A 24,171-nucleotide genomic window follows, 5' to 3' on the forward strand; every position below is an offset into this window, starting at 1 on the left:
ACGGAACTAAAGAATACTACTAAATATTCTAGTTTCTCCTTTTATCATTTTAGCTACCGGACATTTACCTGCAAATACTAACAATTTCTTTCTTTGCTCTTCCGTTATCTCTTTTTCAAAGGATATTTTTTCTGTTAAATAACTTCCTTTTTCATCTTTAAGTTGAGTAACATTTACTGTTATTTCTCCAAGATCCCAACCTCTTCTTTCTGCATACGTTCTTAACGTCATAGAAACACAACCTCCAATTGCGGTTAATAAAAATTCTACCGGAGTTGCTCCGCTATCATCACCTCTAGAAGCAACCGATTGATCCATTGTTAAAAAATGGTTTCTTGTTTTAGCTTCTGCTAAATAGTTTCTGTTTGTTAAAACGACTTCTGCTTTCTTATGCTCTTCCATTTGTAATTTTCTTGCTAGATATATAAGAGATTATTAAAACAATAAAAGCAATTAACGCTGTCATATGCCCACCATCTTTAACCATTACGTGTGCCGTAAAAGCTAACACAAAATCGAAGAAAAAACCTGCATAAGCCCACTCTTTTAAAGATTTACTTTTGATAAACCAAAGTGAAATTAAACCTAAAATTTTTAAAATTGCTAAAGGATAAATTATATATGTTGGATAGCCTAAATGTGTAAAAAAACCTGCTATTGCTTCATGATTAAAAATATACATTCCTGCAGAAAAAAGCATGATTACAGTTAATAATGCAGTAGAAATATAATAGATAATTTTAGTTGTTTTCATCATGAATGGTTTTTAAATTCTTGACAAAATTACAAAATAATTTTTTACTTACCAAGGAAAATAAATCCAAGGAAGTATTTTCACATAAAACAATATAACATACAGCTCAGATAATTTAAAAAAATTAATCATTACCGTAGACAAGATCAATAAACTCTGAATTTTCTAATTTCCCAAAATAATCGGCAATAGTTATATGATGTAACTTCTTAGTGATTTCATTTTTATCATAAGGAACACCAATTAATAGCTCTTCAAGATCTGCAACGGGTTGTCTACCAAAGAAATCTCCAAAAATTTTAAAGTCAGAAATATGTCCTTTTTCTACAAAAATACGCAGATCTATCTCTCCTATTGGAAATCGTTTATTGCGTTGTATGTTAAACTTTGGCGAGTTTCCAAAATTCCAATCCCACAAATCATATTTTGCTGCTTTTAATTCTTTAACAGCTTTCCACTCTACTTCGGTTAATTTATGAATTTCAAATGCTTCCTTGGCTTCAAACAAACCAGTAAGTAATTGTTTTTTAAACAGATCCATTGTAATTGGTTCTTTTAAAAACTCACTAATATTTGCAACACGGCTCCTAACCGATTTATGTCCTTTAGATTGAATTTTACTCATTTTTACTTGAAGTGCTTTCCCAACCTCACTCATATCTGTATCGAATAATAAAGTACCATGACTGATCATTCGTTTTCCTGTAGAAAATTGAGCTGTTCCAGAGATTTTCTTTTCATCAACTAGGATATCATTTCTCCCCTTTAACTCGGCGTTTACCCCCAATTCATTTAAAACACGAATTACAGGTTCTGTAAACTTTTTAAAATTACTAATACTTTTTCCGTCGTGATTGGTTATAAAACTGAAGTTTAAATTTCCTAAATCATGATAAACCGCTCCTCCACCAGAAATACGTCTAACTACTTTTATATCATTTTTGTCGATATATTCTTGGTTAATTTCTTCTAAAGTATTTTGATTACGGCCAATAATTATAGATGGCGCATTAATATAAAATAATAAATAATCTGTTGAAGCGTCAAAGTTTCTTAACGCATATTCTTCTAATGCTAAATTAAGCTTAGGATCTGTACATCCTTCATTATCAATAAAAATCATAGGTTTTATCTATTAATTGTAGCTAACAAATATAACGATTTTCTAAAGTTTTTTTTAAGTATAATAAGACTAAAATAACACAGATGCAAGGGAATTTCAAAACAAAAAAAAAGCCAACTTTTAAAAAACAGCTTTTTCTATTTTTTATATAAGTTGGCGAATATACTTAGCCCCGATTGAATGGTCTGTTTGAGCTCTTTTTTGTTTTTTCAACAAAAAAAGCGAGTAATGAAAGCGGGAAATAGCTACAAAAACTACTGATTCTCTTTAATAGAATCTATTTTTCTCTGAAGCTTTTCTATTTCTGTAAGTTTTTTATCTTGTGCAGAAAGTAGCTTAATAGAATCTAATATTTGCTGATTTTTATCTAGGTTAGAAATTAATTTTATAGAATCTAAAACTTGTTTGTTCTGCTCTAAAATTGTTTTTTGTTTTTCGAAATACAAATTACTTCCTTCACTAGTTTTCCAAGCTTCATTTAATTGGTTGTAAACCTCCTCGTTCCAAGTACTTGGTTTTTTAGCATTTATCCAAACTACATCTCTATATTCACTATCAATTAAGGCTAGATCTGGCGTTGCAGAACCATCAAATTGTTCTGGATTATCTGAACTAATTGTAGAAACTGTTCCTAGAAAAAACATTCTTTTTCTACCTGCAATATTCTTTATATAAGGTCTAAATTCTACGGGCGTATTTGAGTTCCAATCGTACTCTTTTTTAGATTCTTTTACTTTTAAAGGCATCGCAGAAACTCCAGCATATCCTTGTTTTTTTGATGCATGATCATAAAAATAAAACTTATCTGTACCGTCTGCTGGGATAAATACACTGTAACTTAAACTGGTTCTTTCATTACCTACTGGCTCTAAACCAAACCAATGATATAAGCCGCTAAAAGCGTCTGTTTTACTGTCTGAAAAATCGAAATCGGTTACATAAGGTTGTGCATTTTGATCTTTTGGTACCGTAGGAATTTTTACTGCACTTTCCATGTTCCAAGGTAATGGATCTGAAAAACCTGCTAAAAATTTTAAACTTTCTGCTTGTAAACGAGATACGCGCTCTGACAATGTATTTTGCTTGGTTAAATAAGCATGATTTTTCATTTCATCTGGAGCTATATAGGTTCCTTTACCAATGGTAATTCTTTCTAAATAATCTGTAATATCATGTTCTCCGTTTTCAATGACCATGACACCTCCAAAACTTGGATATGGAAAAAAGAAGCCTTTCCACTTTATTAAACTCACAACCTCTACCCAAGCTCCTTTATCATTTTTCATGTAATACGTGTCGCTTGGTTCGTAATTAAAAAGCATCCAAGGATTTAAACGTTGTACTACCGCATTGTAGGTATTTCTACTAAATTTTAAAGATTCTCCAATAGAAAATGTCACCGAGATTCTATTTTCTGATGAAAAACGAGGAAAAGGAGTTGTACTTGACACCGAAAACACCTCTTCTGTATTGTCTTTTAATCCTTGCCAATAGTATTTTTCTGTAGGCTGGATTGCCATAGTCCATTGATTATTTCCATCCACTCTTACCAAATGTGGCAACGAAACATCTTTGGTTTCTCCTACAGATTCGTTTGCCATAGAGAAAATGTTTCTTAATGGCTGAATTCTTTCATTTTGAGTTAATGGCAACTCATGAATTTCTATCTTATTTAAATCGTTAAATACGTTGTAGGTTTTCATATAATCGTAGAATTTCAAATTCCAACCTACATAATATAAGATTCCAAAAAATGCTGATAAGAAAAACAAAATTCCGATTCTTTTTCCAACACCTACCGCTTTTCTAAAACCTCGTAAACCTAGAAACAGTAATGAAAAGCACAATAAAATTATGAAAATAAATTTTCTAACAAATATTAATGCTGGCTGATAATCATCTCTAAAAAAGAACAATAATGCCAATAATATTATTAAAAATATGATGACTCTTTTCTTTTGCTTTGCTCCTTTACTCCAATAATTCTTAATCATAACTACAAGTTTGAAGCATGAAGTTTGAAGCTAAAAGTTTCTTACTCATACTTACTATTTTATTCTAATTAATTATCTTTACTAATCACTTTAACTGAAAACTTATAACAAACCTTTATCTTTTAAACGGTCTCTAGCACTTTTCTCTGCTACTTTAGGCATTTCTTTTGTTACTTCAACTTCCTTATTATCTTTTTCTTTAAAATCTTCTACAAAATCTTTTCCTTTTTCTATAATTTCTTCTAATTTATCCTCGAAAGCCTCAGTCTGTTCTTCAATAATTTCTGAAGATTTAAAAATAGCTCCTGCAATATAAGTTCCAATCAAAGTTCCGAAAATCATGGATGCAAACAATGAAATTGTTGCATAATTTATGGGAATTAAAAATTGCACAATTAAAATTCCGATTAGAAATACAACAGCGATATAGACAAACCTTAAAACAAAATTCTGCTGAAACACAAAACCTTTTGTATCGGTATCTTTCATCTGTAATTCTTCTGAATTCATTACTTTATTGAAGAATAGATACATTTTATTACCTCTTGATTCTCTCCAATAAATAACAATTCCGAATAAAATTGCTGCGATAAATATGATGATTTCTATGGTCATGGTTATAAAAAGATTGAAGTTATATATAATATTAGTCTATTTTTTCTAAAAATTGTTACAAATTGTTTCTATTACCCAATCTTGTGTCGAATCTTCTAAAGTTTTAAAAACTTCGTAAAATTGTTCTTTGTCATACCAATACAAAAATAACACATCTTTTGGTGCAATGTTTACTAATAAACTCCAAATTAAATCTTGATGATTTGGTAATAATGAAGAGTGTGGTTTGTGCAGAGCCACATACATTTCTTCATCAATAAAATCTTTCGGATTTATGTTTTTAGAAATTTGCTGTTTTTCTAAAAATAACTCTAAACCCATTATTTTTTTTCTTGATGAAATATCTATTTTGTTTAAATAACTCTTAAATAAAATCCCCTCTTCTAAAATATCTTTAACAGAGTGTGTCGATTTTTTTAAATACGATGAAAACATATATTTCTGAATTCTCTTGTATCTTTTTTTAGTAGTTTCTTCTTCTAAATCTAACTCCAGAACATTATAACTGATTAATTTCTCAATCATTTCTTTATGTGAAATATGATACATTAAAACATCATACGTTGTATCTTGAATTGCCTCTTTATAGGTTGCTTCATTTTGAAAAACAAGAACCGGTACTACTAAATCTCTTAATAAGAAAACACCTCCAAAAGCCTTTGTATAAAAAGAATCTGTTGTAAAAATAATTTCTTCTATACTTAAATTTCTCTCTCTTAAATCTCCATATTTCTTTGCAGATGTTATCAATTTATTGTGAATCTCTTCGTTTATAAAATTGTTATCATCATTAAATAATTCAATTAATTGTAATTGCTCTTCTTTGGCTTTGTATAAGTTATCTATTAAATGAAACTTAATCGTAATGTCTTTGTACTTTAAAACATCTAAAGGTTCATAAAAAACATCTATTTTTTGATCAAATTCAACACAAACTGCAGAATCTCTTGTAATATCATTAATAGTTTTTTCGTGATGTTTAAACACCAATTTCATCAATTCTCTATCAAAAGAATTAAACGGATTGTATACAGGTAATCCTTTTTGTCTTGGAGTAATAATTATAGCGTAGGTATTTGCTTCACCATTATTTAAATAAAAGGGTTCCCCTTTTTCTTCTGCTATTTCTGGACTCCAACCTACTCCGTCTATAGAAAAAGAAGTTAATTTAGTTTCTGTAAACCCTAGTTTTACTAAACATTTATTATAACGTTCTACCAATTTTCCACTAACGTTAATGGACTCGCTTCTGTATAAATTGGCTTTTATTAGTTTTTGCATTTTTTAATTGTTACACAGAGTTTCACTGAAATAATACAGAGAAACACGGAGTATTTTTTTTTACTCTTAATATTACTTTTTATTACTCTAATAATTTATGAATAATAGCATATTGCAAAAGTACAATAGTTCTTGTATCTACTATTTCTCCTTCATTTAACATTCTTACAGCTTCTGTAAACGGAATTTCTAAAACTTCTATATCTTCTGTTTCACTTTCTAAACCTCCACCTTCACTCACCTTCATATCGTCTGTATATTCACCCACAAAAAAGTGCATTTTCTCTGTTAAAACTCCGGGTGATGAATAACCTTCATATACTTTTTTAACAGACTTTAAACGAATCCCTACTTCTTCTTCGGTTTCTCTAATGATACATTGTTCTGGATTGTCTAAATCCAATAATCCGGCAGGAATTTCAATTAAAAATCCGTCTTTGTTATCATGTAAAAAAGTAGGCAATCTAAATTGTTTGATTAAAACTACTGTTTTTTTGGTGGTATTGTACAACAAAATCCCAGCTCCATGACCACGTTCATACACTTCTCTCATTTGATTTACCCAACTTCCGTCGGACATTTGATAATCGAAATTGAATTTATTTAACGTGTAATAATTATCTGATAATAATGTCTTTTTACTATTTTTTATTCTGATGTTACTCATTCTCAAAAGTTTTTCTTGCTTGTAAATCAATGTTCATTTGGTTGACTCTCGCGTCTACTTTTCTCTTAAAATCTGTATCTGCAATCGTGGCAACATTATCTAAATAACGCACTACTTCTTGTCTTCTAATTTCAGAAAAATTAAGTCCTTTCATATTGCTTTTCATTAATTCTTGCAACATGTTAAATTTGGTTTCATATTTCTGTTTGAAATAAATTTCAGGATTTTCAAACCAATCTTGTTCTAAATCGAAATCTGTTAATCGCAATGAAATTGCAGACTGAATATTACGCACATCTCTCGATGAAAAGAATGGAAATATTTTCTGAATTTCTTTGTATAAAATGGCAAAGAACAAATGCTCATTTGATCTATGGTTTTTCTCTGCTCTGTCATACGCTTCTAAAACTCTTTGTTCGGATGGTTTTTCTACAGAGCCCAAAATTTCTCCCATACTTTTTGTCAATCCTTGATCTTTTAAAAATTGATAATTAGATGGATTTTGCATATTTACAAAATCGGGCATTGTTTTTTCAAATTTCTTCCACCAAATATAATCCTGATCTAAAAAATCGTGTTCTGTTCTTGCTCCATCAATTTTAAATCTACCTTGTACACGAGAAATTACCGCTTTGTCTAACATTTCTGGCAAGTTGGTAAATAATCCAATAGAAGAATTTCCATAATTCACCGCATAAGCGCCTTCTGTATACCGTAAGAAAACTCCAATAACTTCTTTAACTCCGGCAGAAACGCCTTGTGCTGTCCTTTCTTGTAAATTGTTTTCGGCATCATCAATAGGTGCAAAAATCAATTTGGTTGGATCTTGCATTGGTTTCATCCATTCTACCATTTTTTCTGCAGATCCTCCTTGAAAAGTAGAAATCAACGTGTCTGGCATTGGATGAAATAAAAACGGAATCTCTAAATTGTCTGAATATTCTTTTAGTCGTGTTGCAATGGCTGCAATTAACATCGATTTTCCTGTTCCCGGAATTCCATATCCCATAAAAACAGGCATAAAACCACCCAATTCTTGAAACGGATTCTTCTTTGCATCAAAATCGTAACTCAGCATTCTTTCTGTTAATCTACGTGCAAAATGTTTAGCATCTTTATTCCCTACAATTTGCTCGAACTGAATTTTATTAAATTCGATACTTTTTGCGGTTCCAGAAAAAACATTGTCCCAACCAGAAATAGCAAAATCAGAATTTTCTAATTTATAGGTTCTATCAACTATGGTTTCGGTGTATTCTAAACTGCTTTTACGCAATTGAATTTCATCAATTAGAGCTTCAAAATACACCACTGTAAAATCAATGACATCTTTGTCTGACTTTACAATATCTGGATGTCCTAAATATTTATCAAAATAAAATAAAGAACACGCAATTCCTTTTAAAGGTGATAAAAGCGAAACTTCTGGAATACCAGCAAACTTTTGCTTCATCACCGATAAATCATCTGAAGCATGTGGTTTTAAATCGTGTAAAATTTTATAAGAAGTCGCAAATAATTGTAAAGCGGTTGCTGTTTGCATCTTACTTTCAAATTCTCTTTTTCCTGGAGAATCTAAAGCCGATTTTCGTTCGTGCAAACTTGATAAACCAGATGAATCATAATAATTATCTTTAATCCAAATACCTAAAGTGAGTCCTTCTTGCACTGCATACAACGTCTGATTCAAATACACAGGTATTGCTATAGAATCTGGCAATAATCTCTTTTTTAAAGCTAAAATAGTTTTAGATATTGATGTAACTTCTACATTGCTTCCTGAATTAGCTCTTGACAAATACAGCAAAATCGATTCGTCTTTTGCGTCTTTTTCTTTATTCTTTGCTCTATTACTTTGCTCCCACTGAATACTTTTTAAATAACCAGAAGCTTCATCGCGAAGCATGTTTAATTCATTTTGTTTGATGGGAAAAGTAGAATTATGATTCATAGTTTTTCAGTATGCAGTTGGCAGTAGTAGTTGGCAGTTTTACACTGCTTTTCTTATACCTGGTTATTTTTTATATTTTTAATTTTCATTCTTCAGACCTCACAAGTTTTAAAAACCTTTGAGGTCTTGTCTTTATTCTCAAACTCTATTTCACATCAATTTTTAAACTCGCCAATTCAATCGGCGGTTTTGCCAATTTATCTAAAGTTCTTGGTGTTTGGTTATATAATAATTGAATTATCCTGTGAGGCGCTAAAACATATTTTTGTTGAATAACTTCACTCCATTTTTGCATCGTTTGTTTCGAGAAAAAACTTCCTTCTGTAAATGTATCACCAGAAAAAACCTCATCTATTTTTAATGATAAAGCATAAGACTCTAAAGGAATTTCTTTTTTAGCAATTCCACCTAAAATAGTATGTGTTATTTCATTTTCGTCTTTTGCGAAGACATTATGAAAAGGTCCTAAATCTATTCTTTTAAGATGCTTTGGTCTGATATCTGGTAATTTTCGATCAATATTATACGCCATTGTATCTAAAGACATTTCTCTATCTGCTGTTTCTTTTAAAACTTGGTAAATTTTATCTTTATTTAATTTTCCGTCATAATTAAAATACATATAACAAATAAAAGGTCGGTTATGACTTACATCGTAGAAACTCCAACTTGTCATATATTGATAATTCTGACCTTCTTTAGCTGTTAATATTTTACCTTGTACAAATCTGTTAAAAATGTATTTTTTTTCTACAGAAGTATAATAAACAAAAGAAGAAGCTTTAAATAAATCTAACCTTTTAATACGTTGTTTTTTAACTAAAAGTGTGTTTAAAAATTCTGCTTTTAGAATTTCTACATCTTTTAATTTATCTAAATGCTGATTTCTTAACTCTAAATCGTTGTACAAAAATCGAAATTCTAAATAATTAGGAAACCCAGAATCTGTTAAATCGACTTTCATATTATCTTCTTCGTCATACATATATTTAATACGCATGGCTTCTATAGAATATAAAAGTAAATCTGAATATTGCTTAAAAAGTAACAATTCTTGATGTGTGCATAGTTTTTCTTGTTGCACACTTACAATGAGTTCTTTTAATACAAAATCTACCATTTTATGATAAAAAACATATTGTTCTTTTGAATCTAAAAGTGCAGAATCTAAAGGTGTTGTAATCATTTTTTAGTTGATAATCTTTTACAATGAATTTATTTAGCAAGTATGCCAGCTGCGTTAAGGATTGAAATGGCATCCTTTTTTGAGGCACGAAAAAAAGATATAATGAAAAGCCTGACCTTCTTTTTGATTTTCAAAAAAGAAGGTAACGCCCAAAATATTTTTCTTAACAACAATTTTCAGGCACAAGCTAACTGCTAACTACAACTGAAAACTGAATACTTTTTACCCTAACAAATCGTCGTTAGAAGTATCTGTTTTTGGTTTTGCTGCAGGAGCATCCGTTCCTTTTGGAGCAGTTGCATCTGCTTTGTAATAGTCTTCAAAAATCTCTTTCATGTCTATCCCGTAACGATCTGCAAAATTCTTTTGGATATCTACATCTTTCTCTCTAATTTCGTGCAAAGCCTCTGCGTAAGAGCTATAAACACCGGTCATCACTTTTTCGTGAACCGGAATATTGTCCATCATTTCTTGACGAGCTCTAGCACTTGCAGAATGCATAGACGCTAAAGTTTCTCCGATATGCTCATCCGTTTTTACACCTAAATGTTCTAAAATTGCCGCAAATTCTTGATCTGTTCTTGCTTTTAATGCAACCACATAACCATCATAATACTTTAACCTTTCTTCTGTATCTGACTTTAATTTTGCTCTATGGGTTTGTAAATTAGAACGCAAAGAAGTTAATACTTTAATGGTTAAATTGTGTTTGTGCACAAAACTATCTTTACTGGCTGCCAAAGTTGTGTAGGCATTTTTAAGACCTTCTAACTCTTCTACTTTTTGCTCAATAGCAGTCATTTTACCAATTGCTTCTGAATAAGCGGTAGATTGTTTGTCTACAATTTCTTCTAGTTCTTGGCGAGATTGTTTTAATAAAGCATATTGCTCTTCTAATTGCGCTTCTACTTCTTTCTTTTTAGCTAACGCTTTTGTGTGATTTTTAGAAGCTTCTACAATAGCATCTTTTAACTTTTCTTCTACTTCTTTTATTTCTACTTCTCTATTTTTAAGACGAGTAACTGCTGCTTGAGATTTGTAGGAAAGTTCACTTAATAACGTTTGAATATCTGCACTTTCTATACGTTGCTGAAACAATGCTTTTGCTTTATTATCTGCACCTGCACGTAGTTTTTCTGCTGCTGCAAATTCTATTTCTTCTTTTTTAATTTTAGACTTTCTTCCCCATAAATTGTTCCACCAAGTATCGGCTTTATTTTGGGCATCTTCTAACTCTATTCTTGCTCGTTCTAATCCTTTTTGAGCATCGTCTATTACTTTTTGTTCAGATGGGTTTAAAGCTGAAAATTTTTCGAACATGATACCAACTTCTTCTTGGTAATCTGTTAAGTCTTTTATAGCATCTAAAAGCGTACTTCTGTCTTTTTCTGCCATGTGCACAACATCATCTAAGGTTGCGTTTAGAATTTTTTGGCGAGACTCTGGATCATCTTCTTGTGCCAATTTAGATTTCATGGTATCAATCGCTTTCCCCCAATTTACATCTACTTTTTCAGTTTTTTTATTGGCACTCGTTTCTAGTAAATCAAAATCATCAGACATAGTTTTTTTATTTTTTTAGTTGAACACGTTATTAGACTAGCAATTTCGTTAAAAATTTTTAATTAAATACAAAATCACATCTAAATATATGTAGCTCAGATTCTTTATTTGTTACAACTAATTTAATATTTTTAAAGTTTTAATGCATATAAAGCTACTTTTTGACAAGATTTCAAATAATAATACTTCCAAAAAAATATTTAATTCTATTTTTTACATGTTTCAACTATTTTTTAACACAATAAAATGATAGGACTCTATAAATAGTTTTATTTTTATTTTTTAAAACCCTCAATTTGAAAATAAAACTACTTTTATTACTTATTCTTATTAGTATCAATACTTTCTCGCAAAGAGAAACAGATCATTGGTATTTTGGAGATAAAGCAGGCATTCATTTTAATAAAGAAAATGTAGATGTTTTAGAAGACAGCCAAATGACAGTTCTTAAAGGCTCTTCAAGTATTTCGGATAACCAAGGAAACTTATTATTTTATACAGACGGACAAACCATCTGGAATAAAAATAATGAGATAATGATAAATGGTGAGGGCTTAAATGGCGAGTTAAACAACACGCAATCTTCGATAATTATACCTAAGCCAAATAGTGATTCTACTTTTTATGTTTTTACAACTAGAAAAACAGAATTAAGTTCTCCCTTAGTTTATCCTATGATTTATCATTCAGAAATAGAATTTTCAACTTCAAGACCTTTAGGCTGGGTTAAATACAAGAACATGCCACTTATACATTCCACAGCAAATAAAATTACCGCTGTACACCATAAAAACGGTAAAGATGTTTGGGTTATAACTTACGGAAGTAATGCATATGAAGCTGAAAATGATATTTTTTACGCTATTAAAGTTACAGAAGATGGTGTAGAAAGACCATTTACAACAACACAACTTGAGTATGTAAAATATGAAAATAGTTATGATGGAGAAATGACAATTTCTCCTGATGGAAGTACCATCGCTTTATATAATGATGGTCTTATCAGGTTTTTTAATTTTGATAGCAATACCGGTATTTTATCAAAATTAAAATATGTAACCATAGCAGAATTTGGTGGAGCTGGTTATGCCGCTTATGGACTTACTTTTTCTCCTGATTCTAAATTTTTATATTATTCTGCAAGTTATAGTGGTCAAACCTATAACATAATGCAATTAGAAGTAGCCAATACAAATGAAAGTTATAGAGGAACCCCCGTATACTCTGGTCCACTAGACATACTGCAATCTTCTATAAGCTTAGGTACAGACGGAAAAATATATATTGCACAATCAACCTATGAAAATCTATATGATATAAATGGTTATAAAATTGGTTATAACCTATTTCCTGTCCAAACTCTTAGTATTGTACATGAGCCTAATAAAATAGGTGCTTTGGCAAACTACGAACATGAAGCTCTAAATTTAAAAAGTGGTGCTTCTTATAGAGGCTTGCCTAATTTTATTCAATCTTATTTTAGAAATAGAATTGTTACTAAAAATGAATGTATTACAGATACTTTTAACTTTAGTCTAGACTCTTATAATACAATATCTAATGCCCAATGGGATTTTGGCGATGGAAATTCTGCTTCAGGTTTATCTTCAGATCATCAATACGCATCCGAAGGTAATTACCTAGTAACCTGCACCGTAACAATTAACGGAACCGATATTCCTTTTTATAAAGAAGTAACAGTTTATCCATTACCTGTTTTAACTCCAGACCAAAAATTAATACAATGTGATGTTGATAATAATGGAATCGATTTTTTTGATTTAACTGATATTGGAGATAAAATAGTTAAAGATGCCTTTAATAAAGCGTATCTTTTCTACAAAAACAGCATAGATGCAGAAAATGATGAAAACCGCATACCAAATCCAAAAAACTTCGAAAATGAAAGCAATCCTCAAGAACTTTTTGTAAAAGTTATTTCGGAAAAAGGCTGTGGAAACATTACTAACTTTTTTATTGAATCTAAGTTTGTTTCTCTTGGTACCATTGACACGTATTATACCTGTGATAGCTCAGACAATTTAAATGGAGACAGTATTGGATATTTCGATTTAAGAACAAAAAGCACTGAAATTATAGACCAATTTAATTTAGATTCTAAAAATACAATTCGTTTTTACCCAACATTATTAGACGCACAAACCACAGAAAATCAACTTCCTTATAAACTTAATACGCCATCTACAACTATTTATGTTCGAGTAGATAATGAGTTAGGTTGTGGCGGAATGGAGCCTATAAATTTAGTAGTAAATCCTACTCCCAAAATAGAGCTACAAGACAGTTACACTATTTGTTTTAATCCAAATGTAAACCCAATTACCCTAACAGCAGATGCTAGCAATGATTTATATGAATGGAGAGATAGTTCAGACAATATTATAAGCACAAACAAAGACTTTAAATTAAATGCTATCGGAGATTTTTCTTTAACGGTTTACAAAACCGAAAACGGAATAACCTGTACTAGTTTTAAAGAATTCACAGTAATTAATCCGCCAGCGGCAACGATTTACTACATCAATGTAAACACAGAAGACGAAGCCAATAATATTGTTGATATTAGTCTTGACGGTAACAGTACCTATGAATTCTCATTAGATAATAACACCTTTTTTGGTAATGGAACTTCACATACTTTTACGCATGTCACTCCAGGATCAAGAACTATTTATATAAGAGATCTTAATAATTGTGAACCTCCAGTGCAAACCGATGTTTCAGTAATTGGGTATAGAAAGTTTTTTACACCAAACAATGATAATAAAAACGACTATTGGAATGTAAAAGGAATAAATAGCACTTTCTTTAAATCTGTTAAAATATTTATTTTTGATAGATACGGTAAAGCAGTCTACCAAATTACAGATTTCAATAATCTAGGTTGGGACGGAACCTATAATGGTAAACCGCTGCCTTCTAACGATTATTGGTTTCAATCTGAAATTATTGACAACAACGACCAATTAATTAAAGCTTCTGGAAATTTTAGTTTAATAAGAAAGTAATAATCTTTTTTCTATCCGTATTTTTACATCATGGAATTTAAATTGGTATCAGAATTTTCTCCTACGGGAGATCAACCACAAGCAATAAAAGAACTTACACAAAGTGTTAATGATGGCGAAAAATATCAAACGCTTTTAGGAGTAACAGGTTCCGGTAAAACATTTACCGTTGCTAACGTGGTAAAAAATGTAGACAAACCTACCTTAGTTTTAGCGCACAATAAAACATTGGCGGCACAATTATATTCTGAGTTTAAACAATTCTTTCCTGATAATGCCGTAGAATATTTTGTTTCGTACTATGATTATTATCAACCAGAAGCATATATTCCCGTTACCGGAACCTTTATTGAAAAAGATTTATCCATCAATGATGATATAGAACGTTTGCGTTTAAGCACTACTTCTTCTCTACTTTCTGGTAGACGAGATGTTATTGTAATTGCATCGGTTTCTTGTTTGTATGGTATTGGAAATCCGGTTGAATTTAAGAAAAACGTCATTCCCATTCATGTTGATCAACAAATTGCAAGAACAAAATTTTTACATCAACTAGTACAAAGTTTATATTCTAGAACAGAACACGAAATAAAAAGCGGAACCTTTAAAGTAAAAGGAGATGTGGTTACCATTTATCCGTCTTACGGAGACAATGGCTATAGAGTCCATTTTTTTGGTGATGAAATTGAAGAAATAGAATCATTCGATTTAGAAAGTAATACCGTTTTAGAAAGCTTTAGTGAACTGACCATTTACCCAGCAAACTTATTTGTAACGTCTCCAGACATTTTACAAAATGCCATTCATCAAATTCAGGAAGATATGATGAAACAGGTAGATTATTTTAAAGAAATAGGCAAACATTTAGAAGCAAAACGTTTAAAAGAGCGAACAGAATTCGACTTAGAAATGATTCGTGAATTGGGTTATTGTTCTGGTATTGAGAACTACTCTCGTTATTTAGACGGACGAGAACCCGGTACAAGACCGTTCTGTTTGTTAGATTATTTTCCGGATGATTATTTAATGGTTATTGATGAAAGCCACGTAACCGTTCCGCAAACACACGCTATGTATGGTGGCGATAGAAGTAGAAAAGAAAATTTGGTGGAATACGGTTTTAGATTACCTGCTGCAATGGACAATCGTCCGTTAAAATTTGAAGAGTTTGAAGAAATTCAGAATCAGGTAATTTACGTCTCTGCAACGCCTGCAGATTACGAGTTAGAAAAAACAGAAGGTGTTTTTGTAGAGCAAGTAATTAGACCTACGGGGTTGTTAGATCCGGTAATTGAAATTAGACCAAGTTTGAATCAGATTGATGATTTAATTGAAGAAATACAACAAAGAGTAGAAAAAGACGAACGTACTTTGGTTACTACACTTACCAAAAGAATGGCAGAAGAATTGACTAAATATTTAACAAGAGTAGATATTCGTTGTCGTTATATTCATTCTGATGTTGATACTCTTGAGCGTGTAGAAATTATGCAAGATTTGCGTAAAGGTTTGTTTGATGTTTTAATTGGTGTCAACCTTTTGCGTGAAGGTTTAGATTTACCAGAAGTTTCTTTAGTAGCAATTTTAGATGCTGATAAAGAAGGTTTTTTACGTTCGCACCGATCTATTACACAAACCGTTGGTAGAGCTGCAAGAAATGTAAATGGTTTGGCAATTTTATATGCTGATAAAATGACCAACAGCATGCAAAAAACCATTGACGAAACCGAACGCAGGCGAGAAAAGCAAATTGCCTACAATACCAAACACGGCATCACTCCGACTCAGATTAACAAAAAAATTGATGATACTTTGTCAAAATCTGCTGTTTCTAGTTATCATTACGATAATGCAAAACAGGTTGCCGCGGAACAAGATTTACAGTATTTACCAAAAGAGGAAATAGAAAAACGTATTAGAGAAAAACGCAAGCACATGGAAGCTGCCGCAAAAGAATTAGACTTTATTGTTGCTGCAAAATTACGTGATGAAATTGCGGTTTTGAGAGAAAAATTGTAATAAATAATTCCATATTTTTTTTACAAAATTATTTTTTAAAACTTCTTTTGAATAAAATTTAAGTAAAATAAACATTAAGTTAAGTCGAATAAAAAAGCAAAAAAAAAGCAATTCTATTAATAAGTTTTAATGTAGATAATTATCAATAGTTAAGTAAGGTCTTATTTATATTTTCACAACAATAATTAAAACAATGAAAAAGATAATTACTCTTATTATCCTATTTATAGGATTAAATTCAATTGCCCAAAATAAATTTGAAAAAGGTTATTTTACAACTATAGATGGAAACAAAACTGAATGCTTAATTAAAAATGAAGATTGGAGGCAAATTCCATCTCAATTTCAATTTAAATTAACTGATAAATCTGAAGTTAAAAAAATACAATCTAATCAGTTAAACGTATTAGAAATCTATAATAAATTCTTATTTGAAAAACATAAAGTAGACATTAACAAATATTCTAATAATTTAAATAACCTGAGTAATAAAAGGGTCTCAATATTTAAAAATAAAAACTTGTTCTTAAAAGTAATAATAAAAGGAAAAGCAAGTCTATTTAAATATTCAGATAACGGAGTTGATTACTTTTTTTATAGTATAAATTCAAAAATTAAACCTTTAGAGTATAAAAAATATAAGAATAATAAAGGTGGTATTTCTGAAAACTTAAATTACCAAAAAACGTTGAGGGATGAATTAAATTGTAAAAACATTAATTCTAACATTAAATATAGAGAAGATAGTTTTATCAACTTTTTCTCAAAATTCAACTCATGCTCTAATAGTTCAAATAAATTATATATAAAAAAAAACAGAAAAGGTAAATTTAATATTTATGGTAAAATAGGTTTTGGACTATCATTATTAGATTTTACTTCTACTCCAGCAATTAATTTAGGTTTAGAATTAGAATATATTTTCCCTTTCAATAATAATAAATGGTCTCTATTTACTGAGCCTACTTATCAGTCTGCTTTCAAAACAATTAATATAGATGTAGTTACAGGATATACACTTTATGCACCACCATCAAACCCAAATGCAATGGTTAACTTACCGATTTATAGTAATGAAAAAGTAAAATACAGCTCTTTAGAAATCCCCATTGCAATAAGACATTATCTATTCCTTAATAATAAAAAAGTTTTATTTATTAATTCGGGTATTAACTTAGACTTTCCTATAAAATTTAATGAAAAGGAAACTAAAATGAATAAAAACATAAGTTTTCTTTTAGGAATTGGATACCACTTTAATAATAAACTCAGTATAGAAGCACGTTATAATGCACCTAAAAAAATAACTTCAGAAAGTAATACTGAATATCCAAACATTCAAAGTTTCATGATTAAATTAGGATATTCTTTTAATTAAAAAATTACAAACTATACATTAAAAGAACTATGAAAAAAATAATATCAATTCTATTAATACTAATATTGCTTTCATGCTCAAACGATGAGTCTCTTCCTCATCAAAATTCAAATCCTGAAGAAATAAAACTAGAAAAAATTTCTTTTGAAGGAAAAACAGTTACTATAGATTGGAATACTGTTTTAGATGCAGATGATGATCTTATATATTATAGCTTATATATAAATTCTATTTTAGTAGAAAAAACAACTAAATCTATAAGCACATCACTCTTAGAGTATAACAATGAATATAGAGGTAGAATCATTGCCACAGATAAAAACGGAGGAGTTTCTGAATTAGAATTCACTTTTGAAAGCCCTAAAAGTAAAATCCTACTTTTTTCAGATTCTTCTCAAAACTTAATAGCATATGATTTAATTACAAATAAGACTTTGTGGGAATCTAGCACTTCGTTTATTGAAGCTCATACAGCTTATAAAGACATGATTTTTTCAGGTGTAAAGGGATTAAACGGTATTAACATCCTTACAGGTGAAATTGAATGGACAAGCAGTCCGGGTACTAATTATAATGAATATAGAAACATTATTACAGATAATACCAATGTATATGCTTTTGATGCAAGTAGTAAACTTTATTGTGTAAATATTGAATCAAAAGAAAAATTATGGGATCGTAGTTTTCTTAATTATTACGCAACACTATCTATCGATGAAACTAGAGTCTTTGTAAGCAGTAGAAATAATGATCATTTATACTCCATAAATAAAGTATCAGGACAAACAGATTGGAGTCTAAGGTTAAACGCAAGTTATAAATTTTTAACCAATCCTTTAATTAATAACGACCATATATATATTGGGGATTACTATGGTATATTTTATGCATTGAATAAAAATAACGGAAGTAAAATATGGACTGTCGATATGGGAAGATATAATTCCTTTTTTGCAGCACCAACAATATTCGAAAACACTATAATAACAGGAACCTATAGCACTCTTTATGCTTTGTATGAAAACAACGGCAATATTAAATGGACTTACAAACCTGAAGGAACAATAGAAACTTCTCCTTTTATACACAACAACAATATTTATATTGGTTTATCTAAAAATGGAACAGCAGAATTAGTCTGTTTAAATGCTGAAGACGGCGGTTTTAAATGGAAATATGATTTAAGTTCTAAAACAACTACTTCTCCTATTGTTTACGAAGACATTGTCTATATCGGTGATTGGGATAATAACTTCTATGCAATTAACGCGACTAATGGTAGCTTAGAATGGAAACTACAAACAGATAATCCTATTATAAAGTCTCCAATAATTATTATTGGAAACAGTGATACTGTAATTTATCCTAGTTCTCACGGCTTAAAAAACTAACAAAAACCCCCTATAAAATGATTAAAAAAATCACAATATTAGTATACATAATATTTGCTCTTATAGCATGTTCTAAAGACGATGAACCCGATTTACCAATTGTTTTAAGCAATCAGAACACCATTAACTCATTTGACCTTACTATTAACGGAGAAATTATAAACGGAACTATAAACCAAATAGACAAAACAATACTATTTAGTTTAGCTGGAGCTGACATTTCTGCCTTAAAGCCTTCAATTGATTATTCTGAAAACGCAAATATATCACCTAACATAAACGAATCTCAAAATTTTAATAATGAAGTAGCATACACTGTATATGCAGAGAATGGAGACCCTAATATTTATAGAGTTATTGTTAACAATAGACCACTTAATTCAGAAAGTGAAATACTATCCTTTTCGGTCCTTGTTGAAAATAAAACTATTGAAGCCTATATTAATAAAGACAACAAAATTATTAATTTTAATATGGGAACATTAGATAAAAGTTCGCTTTTACCTACAATATCAATTTCTGAAAACGCTACAATTTCTCCTGATATTACAATTCCTCAAAACTTTGAAGAACCAGTTAATTATACCGTTACCGCAGAAAACGGAGATAAAACGGAATATACAATCATTGCTAATATGCCCCAAATTAGCGACAATAGTAACTCTTCATCGGCCAGCCTTTACTATATTAGAGCAGATTTACGTATTTCAGGTCAATTTTTAGACATGGATAAACCTGGTGCAGAAATCTACTTATACGATGGTAGTAATAAATATGAACTAAATATTTTAAGCCAAAATAGCTATTCTTCTCAAGAAAACATTATTGAATATAGTCTAAATACTAAAATTACAGAAAATATACCAACTTACGGTAATTACAAAATAGTATATCAAACAAATTCAATACGTATAGAATCAAGTCAATTTATAGATATACTTGCAGAAAGTGCTCCTAAATTCATTTCATTAAATCAAGATTCTTTTTCTTACAATGATATTTTAAAGATTACTGGTGAGAATATTACACAAACAATTGCAATTCCTTCAAATGGCTCTATATTTCAGATACAAAATTCTTCCAACTACGATTACACTGTAAATAGTGATAAAACTCAGGCAACATTAACACTTGATTACTATTATTTGTTTCCGGCATACTTTGGAAATCCTGCAGCTCCAAAGACCATTACTTTTTGGGGACCAGGAAGAAGGATAGGCGAATCATTTACAACTATATTCAATTAAATTTATCTAATAATACTATTAAAGAAGATTAAAAGTTACTATAAAACAATGAAAAATTAAGTTTTCAAAACTGTAATTTTTCCAATACACTTTTTGCTAAATAAAAAAATGCCTCAATTACTTGAGGCATTTTTAATATAGCGTAATACTAAAATAAAGTATTCTACTTTACTACTACTCTTACTTTTTTCAAATAACAAACCACCTTTATAGATTCCTTTCAAAACAGGACGTATATATATTCCTAACAAGCAACTTTCTTATATAATGCCAAGTAATGCTAGAATAATGGGAGTAAATATGGCCGTAAACAATCCGTTTAAAATAAGTCCCATACTTGAATATGCTCCAAATCGTTGACTTATAGCCATCGCTTGAGCCGTTCCAAGCCCGTGACTTGCGGTCCCCATTGAAAGACTTTTAGACATTGGATTACTCACTTTAAATAGTTGTAAAATTTTAAAACCTGCTACTGATCCAAAAATTCCTACCATAACAACCATTGATGCAGTAAGAGATGGAATCCCCCCTATTGACTGTGAAATATCAATAGCAAGCGGAGTCGTAACAGACTTAGGTGCTATCGAAATTATTACATCATTTGAAGCTCCTAACCACTTAGCAATAAGAACCCCCGAAATGATACCTACTATAGAACCTACTAATTGTGAAATAAAAATAGGGATCACTTGTTTTTTTATTTTACTTAACTGAAGATATAACGGTACTCCTAATGCTACAATTGAAGGTTTTAGAAAAAACTCAATAAACTTACCTGCCTCATGATAAGTCTCATAAGAAATACCTGCTAATTTTAAAATGCCTATTACAGCAATTATTGTTATTAATATAGGATTTAGTAGAACTGAGTTGGTTTTATTTTGAAGATATTTTGTCAACCAATAAATACCTACAGTTATGGTTAACAACATATAAGGTTCTGAAATCAGTTTCATTTTTTATCTTTTGTTAGTTTCTTCAATCTTATTTTCCTCAACACTTGATGTGTAAAACTAGTGCTTAGTAAAACTAAAACAGTACTCCCCAGAATTGCTGCTAGTATTGGTACTAGTTCTTTTGAAATTAAATCAAGATAACACATAATAGCTACGCCCGGTGGTATAAAAAAGAAGACCATGTTATCTAAAAGAAAATCAGCAACTTCCTGTATCCATTTAAGTTTAATTACTTTAAATTGAAGTCCTGCTGTTAATAACAACATACCTATGATACTTGAAGGGATTTTAATCCCAGTGAAATAAACTATAATCTCACCTAGAGCAAGACACATGAGTATTATGAATAATTGTCTAATCATACTATTATTTTTCTACTACAAAAGTAGTGTTCTATAAAAAGATAGAGCTGATAATTCTCATGAAACAACAATATTATTTTCTATAATATTTACATAAAAAAAGAAAGATTCATTAATAGAAATTAAGGATGAAAAAAATGATTTTAAAAGACAAAAAACGAACCTTATAAAAAACCCAAATAATACACTTTGCAACCACACAACACCTTTTTTCAAAAAGGTAAATCAACTTTATAGATTTCTTTTAGAATTAAATTGATAACTATTCCTAATAGTTACAAGAAATAAGACTACTAGCAAAAATTTATTATAGTCACTAAATTATTACTTTTTTAAAACAAAACTTGTAGGATTTTGATTGAAAAAAGAATGTTTCAACTCTTGATTTCTTAACTTAAAAAAGTAACTTAGCTAACATTAAATCTAAAAAAGCGGCATATTCATCTTAACGTTACCAGCAATTAAAAACAATAAAAAAGATTAATTAACAGAACAAACAATATAATGGAAACGATATATATTGCAGGGGGCTGCCTTTGGGGCGTTCAAGAGTTTTTTAAACACATACCAGGTGTACATGAAACCCAAGCCGGAAGAGCTAATGGAATTACCAAATCTACTAAAACAAGCTATGATGGTTTTGCCGAATGTGTCAAAATAACCTTTAACCCTAAGGTTATTTCTGTTGAAGATTTAATACATCATTTATTAGAAATTATTGATCCTTATAGTATCAACCAACAAGGAAATGATATCGGAGAGAAATATCGCACAGGCTTTTACAGCAATCATCAAAAACATCTGTTAAAAGCAAAAAATTGTATTCAAAAAATAGAACAGACATTAAACCTTAAAAATAAAACCATAAAAAAAATAGCGATTGAAGTGCTTCCTTTAACTAATTTTATCCCGAGTGATGAAGAACATCAACATAGATTAACCTTGCACCCGAATGATCATTCTTATTGCCACATTCCTTTAGACATACTGTATAAGTATAAAAAAAAGGTAAGTAATAATTAGCTAGGTAGCTAGAATTCTCCAAAGTCTGTTATTAAAATGAAGTATAGAAAAGAGAATCTTAATCAGTCTTTATACTTTTAATTAATAAGGATTTAGAGCTATTTTTTTTATTCAGATATTCATTAAGTTCAAGAGAAGCAAAAATAAGACTTCCACCAATTAAAATCTTTTGAATATCTGCCTCTTTATTCCAAATAACAAGGTTGACAATTAACCCTATTGGAACTAATGCATTATTCATAATTGCTAACGATCCTGTATTTACCATAACAACACCTTTGTTCCAAAAAAAATAACCTAGTCCAGAAGCCACAGCGCCCAAATATATTAATACTCCCCATTGAACAGATGTGGTTGGCAACTTTTCTGTTGCCCCAAAAATGAAAAAAGCAATGAGTGCTACTAGAAATGCTCCAATAAAGAACAACCCAAAAATAGTATGCTTTGGAGTACTTTTTAATTCAGGCGTAGATTTTAATAAATATTTATAAGCGATTTGACCTACAGCAAAGCAAAGGTTAGCACCTTGGGTAATCATAAAACCTAAAAATACATTTTCACTAATACTTGAGTATTGAATATAAGCAGCTCCTAAAACAGCTATTAAAGCAGTAAGCAGATGTCTTTTATGAAATTTTTTACTTAAAAAATCATTTAATAAAGTAATGTAAATTGGTGTCAGCACACTAAAAAGTAACACTTCTGGCACCGTAAGAAAACGAAACGATTGAAAGTAAAAACAATACATTAAACCCAATTGAACTGAACCAATTGCAATAAGTTTGTAAATTGTTGCTACTTTAATTTTCTTCAGCTTTAAAAAAGGTAAAAAAAGCATTGTAGCAACACCTATACGCATCAGTACTGAAAACCAAGCATCAACAAACCCAGAAAGATATACACCAATTAAGCTAAACGAAAAAGCCCAAATCATAGTAACTCCAAATAAATACTTCATAAAAAAAACTAGATAAACAATAAATTAGACATCACTTAAAAAACAAAAAATTAACTAAAAAAAGACAATGATTTTTAATGAATCTTCTAGTTACAATTAACAAAGCACTAAACAAAATCACTGTTTAATGTGATGATGGGACAAAGAAAAATAAAAAAAGTGACAAAAAAATTATAAATTAAAATATCTCACTTTTTATGAGTAATGATAATATTAAAATGTGGTAAACTTATTTTACTAAAAAATAAGTTTGACAGAACAAATATTAATCGTAATATTGCAATGAATAAATAAAGAAACAAAATGGGATTAGCAAAAACTGAAATGTTTACCGATCAACAAAATAAAATTGCCTTGTTTGCAAAAGTTTTTGGTCATCCAGCAAGAGTAACTATTTTACAACATTTGTTTAAAATTGATTCTTGTGTTTGTGGAGATTTAGTAAACGAAATCGGATTGGCACAACCTACCATTTCTCAACATTTAAAAGAATTGAAACATTTAGGGTTGATAAAAGGAAGTGTAGAAGGGACAAGTGTTTGTTACTGCATTCATAAAGAAAACTGGACCGCAATGAAAATAGTAATGTCAGAGTTTTTAGATCAAGATTTATCTCAAAAAACAGATTGCTGTTAAAAAAATTTACAAATATTAATCGCAAAATTGCAATAAAC

20 protein-coding genes are annotated in these 24,171 nt (G+C 29.9%); 7 read left to right on the plus strand and 13 right to left on the minus strand.

All coding sequences use genetic code 11. The features are described from left to right. Nucleotides 1–6: 6 nt before the first annotated feature. From H0I28_RS07855 to H0I28_RS07900, 10 genes are all read right to left on the minus strand, one after another. A complete protein-coding gene (locus tag H0I28_RS07855) occupies nt 7–402 on the minus strand; it encodes an OsmC family protein (RefSeq protein ID WP_218761307.1) in 396 nt (131 codons plus the stop codon). Next, nucleotides 389–757, minus strand: coding sequence for a DoxX family protein (locus H0I28_RS07860; RefSeq protein ID WP_368384468.1), 369 nt, complete (start codon nt 755–757; stop codon nt 389–391). Before H0I28_RS07860 ends, H0I28_RS07855 begins: the two co-directional genes overlap by 14 nt. A 121-nt stretch (nt 758–878) precedes the next feature. Then, nucleotides 879–1,877: a lipoate--protein ligase gene (locus H0I28_RS07865; RefSeq protein ID WP_218730980.1), complete on the minus strand. Its 999-nt coding sequence runs from the start codon at nt 1,875–1,877 to the stop codon at nt 879–881. Nucleotides 1,878–2,131: 254 nt separating this feature from the next. Continuing rightward, nucleotides 2,132–3,871: a hypothetical protein gene (locus tag H0I28_RS07870; protein ID WP_218761308.1), complete on the minus strand. Its 1,740-nt coding sequence runs from the start codon at nt 3,869–3,871 to the stop codon at nt 2,132–2,134. 102 nt (nt 3,872–3,973) lie between these two features. Next, the gene (locus H0I28_RS07875; protein WP_218761309.1) at nt 3,974–4,486 is read right to left on the minus strand and encodes a hypothetical protein; all 513 of its coding nucleotides are present in this window, start codon (nt 4,484–4,486) and stop codon (nt 3,974–3,976) included. Between the two features lie 45 nt (nt 4,487–4,531). Then, nucleotides 4,532–5,767, minus strand: coding sequence for a DUF6638 family protein (locus tag H0I28_RS07880; RefSeq protein WP_218761310.1), 1,236 nt, complete (start codon nt 5,765–5,767; stop codon nt 4,532–4,534). Between the two features lie 82 nt (nt 5,768–5,849). Continuing rightward, on the minus strand, nt 5,850–6,434 hold the full coding sequence (locus H0I28_RS07885; protein ID WP_218761311.1) for an NUDIX domain-containing protein: 585 nt from the start codon (nt 6,432–6,434) through the stop codon (nt 5,850–5,852). Then, complete coding sequence (locus tag H0I28_RS07890; RefSeq protein WP_218761312.1) at nt 6,427–8,385, minus strand: AAA family ATPase; 1,959 nt, start codon at nt 8,383–8,385, stop codon at nt 6,427–6,429. Before H0I28_RS07890 ends, H0I28_RS07885 begins: the two co-directional genes overlap by 8 nt. Nucleotides 8,386–8,530: 145 nt before the next feature. Next, nucleotides 8,531–9,571, minus strand: coding sequence for a hypothetical protein (locus H0I28_RS07895; RefSeq protein WP_218761313.1), 1,041 nt, complete (start codon nt 9,569–9,571; stop codon nt 8,531–8,533). A 222-nt stretch (nt 9,572–9,793) separates the two neighbouring features. Continuing rightward, nucleotides 9,794–11,134: a microtubule-binding protein gene (locus tag H0I28_RS07900; RefSeq protein ID WP_218761314.1), complete on the minus strand. Its 1,341-nt coding sequence runs from the start codon at nt 11,132–11,134 to the stop codon at nt 9,794–9,796. A 296-nt stretch (nt 11,135–11,430) separates the two neighbouring features. On the opposite strand from H0I28_RS07900, the gene H0I28_RS07905 reads away from it, so the two are divergent. The 5 genes from H0I28_RS07905 to H0I28_RS07925 all read left to right on the plus strand — a co-directional run bounded on the left by H0I28_RS07905 (nt 11,431) and on the right by H0I28_RS07925 (nt 20,198). Continuing rightward, nucleotides 11,431–14,163 (plus strand): T9SS type B sorting domain-containing protein, encoded by a 2,733-nt coding sequence (locus tag H0I28_RS07905; protein WP_218761315.1) that lies wholly within the window; start codon nt 11,431–11,433, stop codon nt 14,161–14,163. A 30-nt stretch (nt 14,164–14,193) separates the two neighbouring features. After that, nucleotides 14,194–16,182: an excinuclease ABC subunit UvrB gene (gene uvrB / locus H0I28_RS07910; protein WP_218761316.1), complete on the plus strand. Its 1,989-nt coding sequence runs from the start codon at nt 14,194–14,196 to the stop codon at nt 16,180–16,182. A gap of 193 nt (nt 16,183–16,375) precedes the next feature. Beyond that, nucleotides 16,376–17,560: a PorT family protein gene (locus H0I28_RS07915; protein WP_218761317.1), complete on the plus strand. Its 1,185-nt coding sequence runs from the start codon at nt 16,376–16,378 to the stop codon at nt 17,558–17,560. 29 nt (nt 17,561–17,589) lie between these two features. After that, a complete protein-coding gene (locus H0I28_RS07920) occupies nt 17,590–18,951 on the plus strand; it encodes a PQQ-binding-like beta-propeller repeat protein (RefSeq protein WP_218761318.1) in 1,362 nt (453 codons plus the stop codon). A 17-nt stretch (nt 18,952–18,968) separates the two neighbouring features. Then, nucleotides 18,969–20,198: a DUF5018 domain-containing protein gene (locus H0I28_RS07925; RefSeq protein WP_218761319.1), complete on the plus strand. Its 1,230-nt coding sequence runs from the start codon at nt 18,969–18,971 to the stop codon at nt 20,196–20,198. A 260-nt stretch (nt 20,199–20,458) separates the two neighbouring features. On the opposite strand, the gene H0I28_RS07930 is transcribed toward H0I28_RS07925, so the two are convergent. Both H0I28_RS07930 and H0I28_RS07935 read right to left on the minus strand, forming a co-directional pair. Next, nucleotides 20,459–21,154, minus strand: a complete 696-nt coding sequence (locus H0I28_RS07930; protein ID WP_218730993.1) for an LrgB family protein — start codon at nt 21,152–21,154, stop codon at nt 20,459–20,461. Beyond that, nucleotides 21,151–21,516 carry a CidA/LrgA family protein gene (locus H0I28_RS07935; protein ID WP_218730994.1) on the minus strand — a complete coding sequence of 122 codons (366 nt, stop codon included), beginning with the start codon at nt 21,514–21,516 and terminating at the stop codon, nt 21,151–21,153. Before H0I28_RS07935 ends, H0I28_RS07930 begins: the two co-directional genes overlap by 4 nt. A gap of 504 nt (nt 21,517–22,020) precedes the next feature. Here H0I28_RS07935 and H0I28_RS07940 point away from each other — a divergent pair. Next, complete coding sequence (locus H0I28_RS07940; RefSeq protein ID WP_218761320.1) at nt 22,021–22,539, plus strand: peptide-methionine (S)-S-oxide reductase; 519 nt, start codon at nt 22,021–22,023, stop codon at nt 22,537–22,539. Nucleotides 22,540–22,597: 58 nt separating this feature from the next. Here the strand turns inward: H0I28_RS07940 and H0I28_RS07945 are convergent, their stop codons facing one another. Next, complete coding sequence (locus H0I28_RS07945; protein WP_218761321.1) at nt 22,598–23,497, minus strand: EamA family transporter; 900 nt, start codon at nt 23,495–23,497, stop codon at nt 22,598–22,600. 303 nt (nt 23,498–23,800) lie between these two features. Here H0I28_RS07945 and H0I28_RS07950 point away from each other — a divergent pair, with 303 nt between their 5' ends. Further along, the gene (locus tag H0I28_RS07950) at nt 23,801–24,133 is read left to right on the plus strand and encodes a helix-turn-helix transcriptional regulator (protein WP_218761322.1); all 333 of its coding nucleotides are present in this window, start codon (nt 23,801–23,803) and stop codon (nt 24,131–24,133) included. Nucleotides 24,134–24,171 lie beyond the last annotated feature (38 nt).

Origin of the sequence: Polaribacter sp. AHE13PA, assembly GCF_019278505.1 — a bacterium.
Taxonomy (GTDB): Bacteria; Bacteroidota; Bacteroidia; order Flavobacteriales; family Flavobacteriaceae; genus Polaribacter.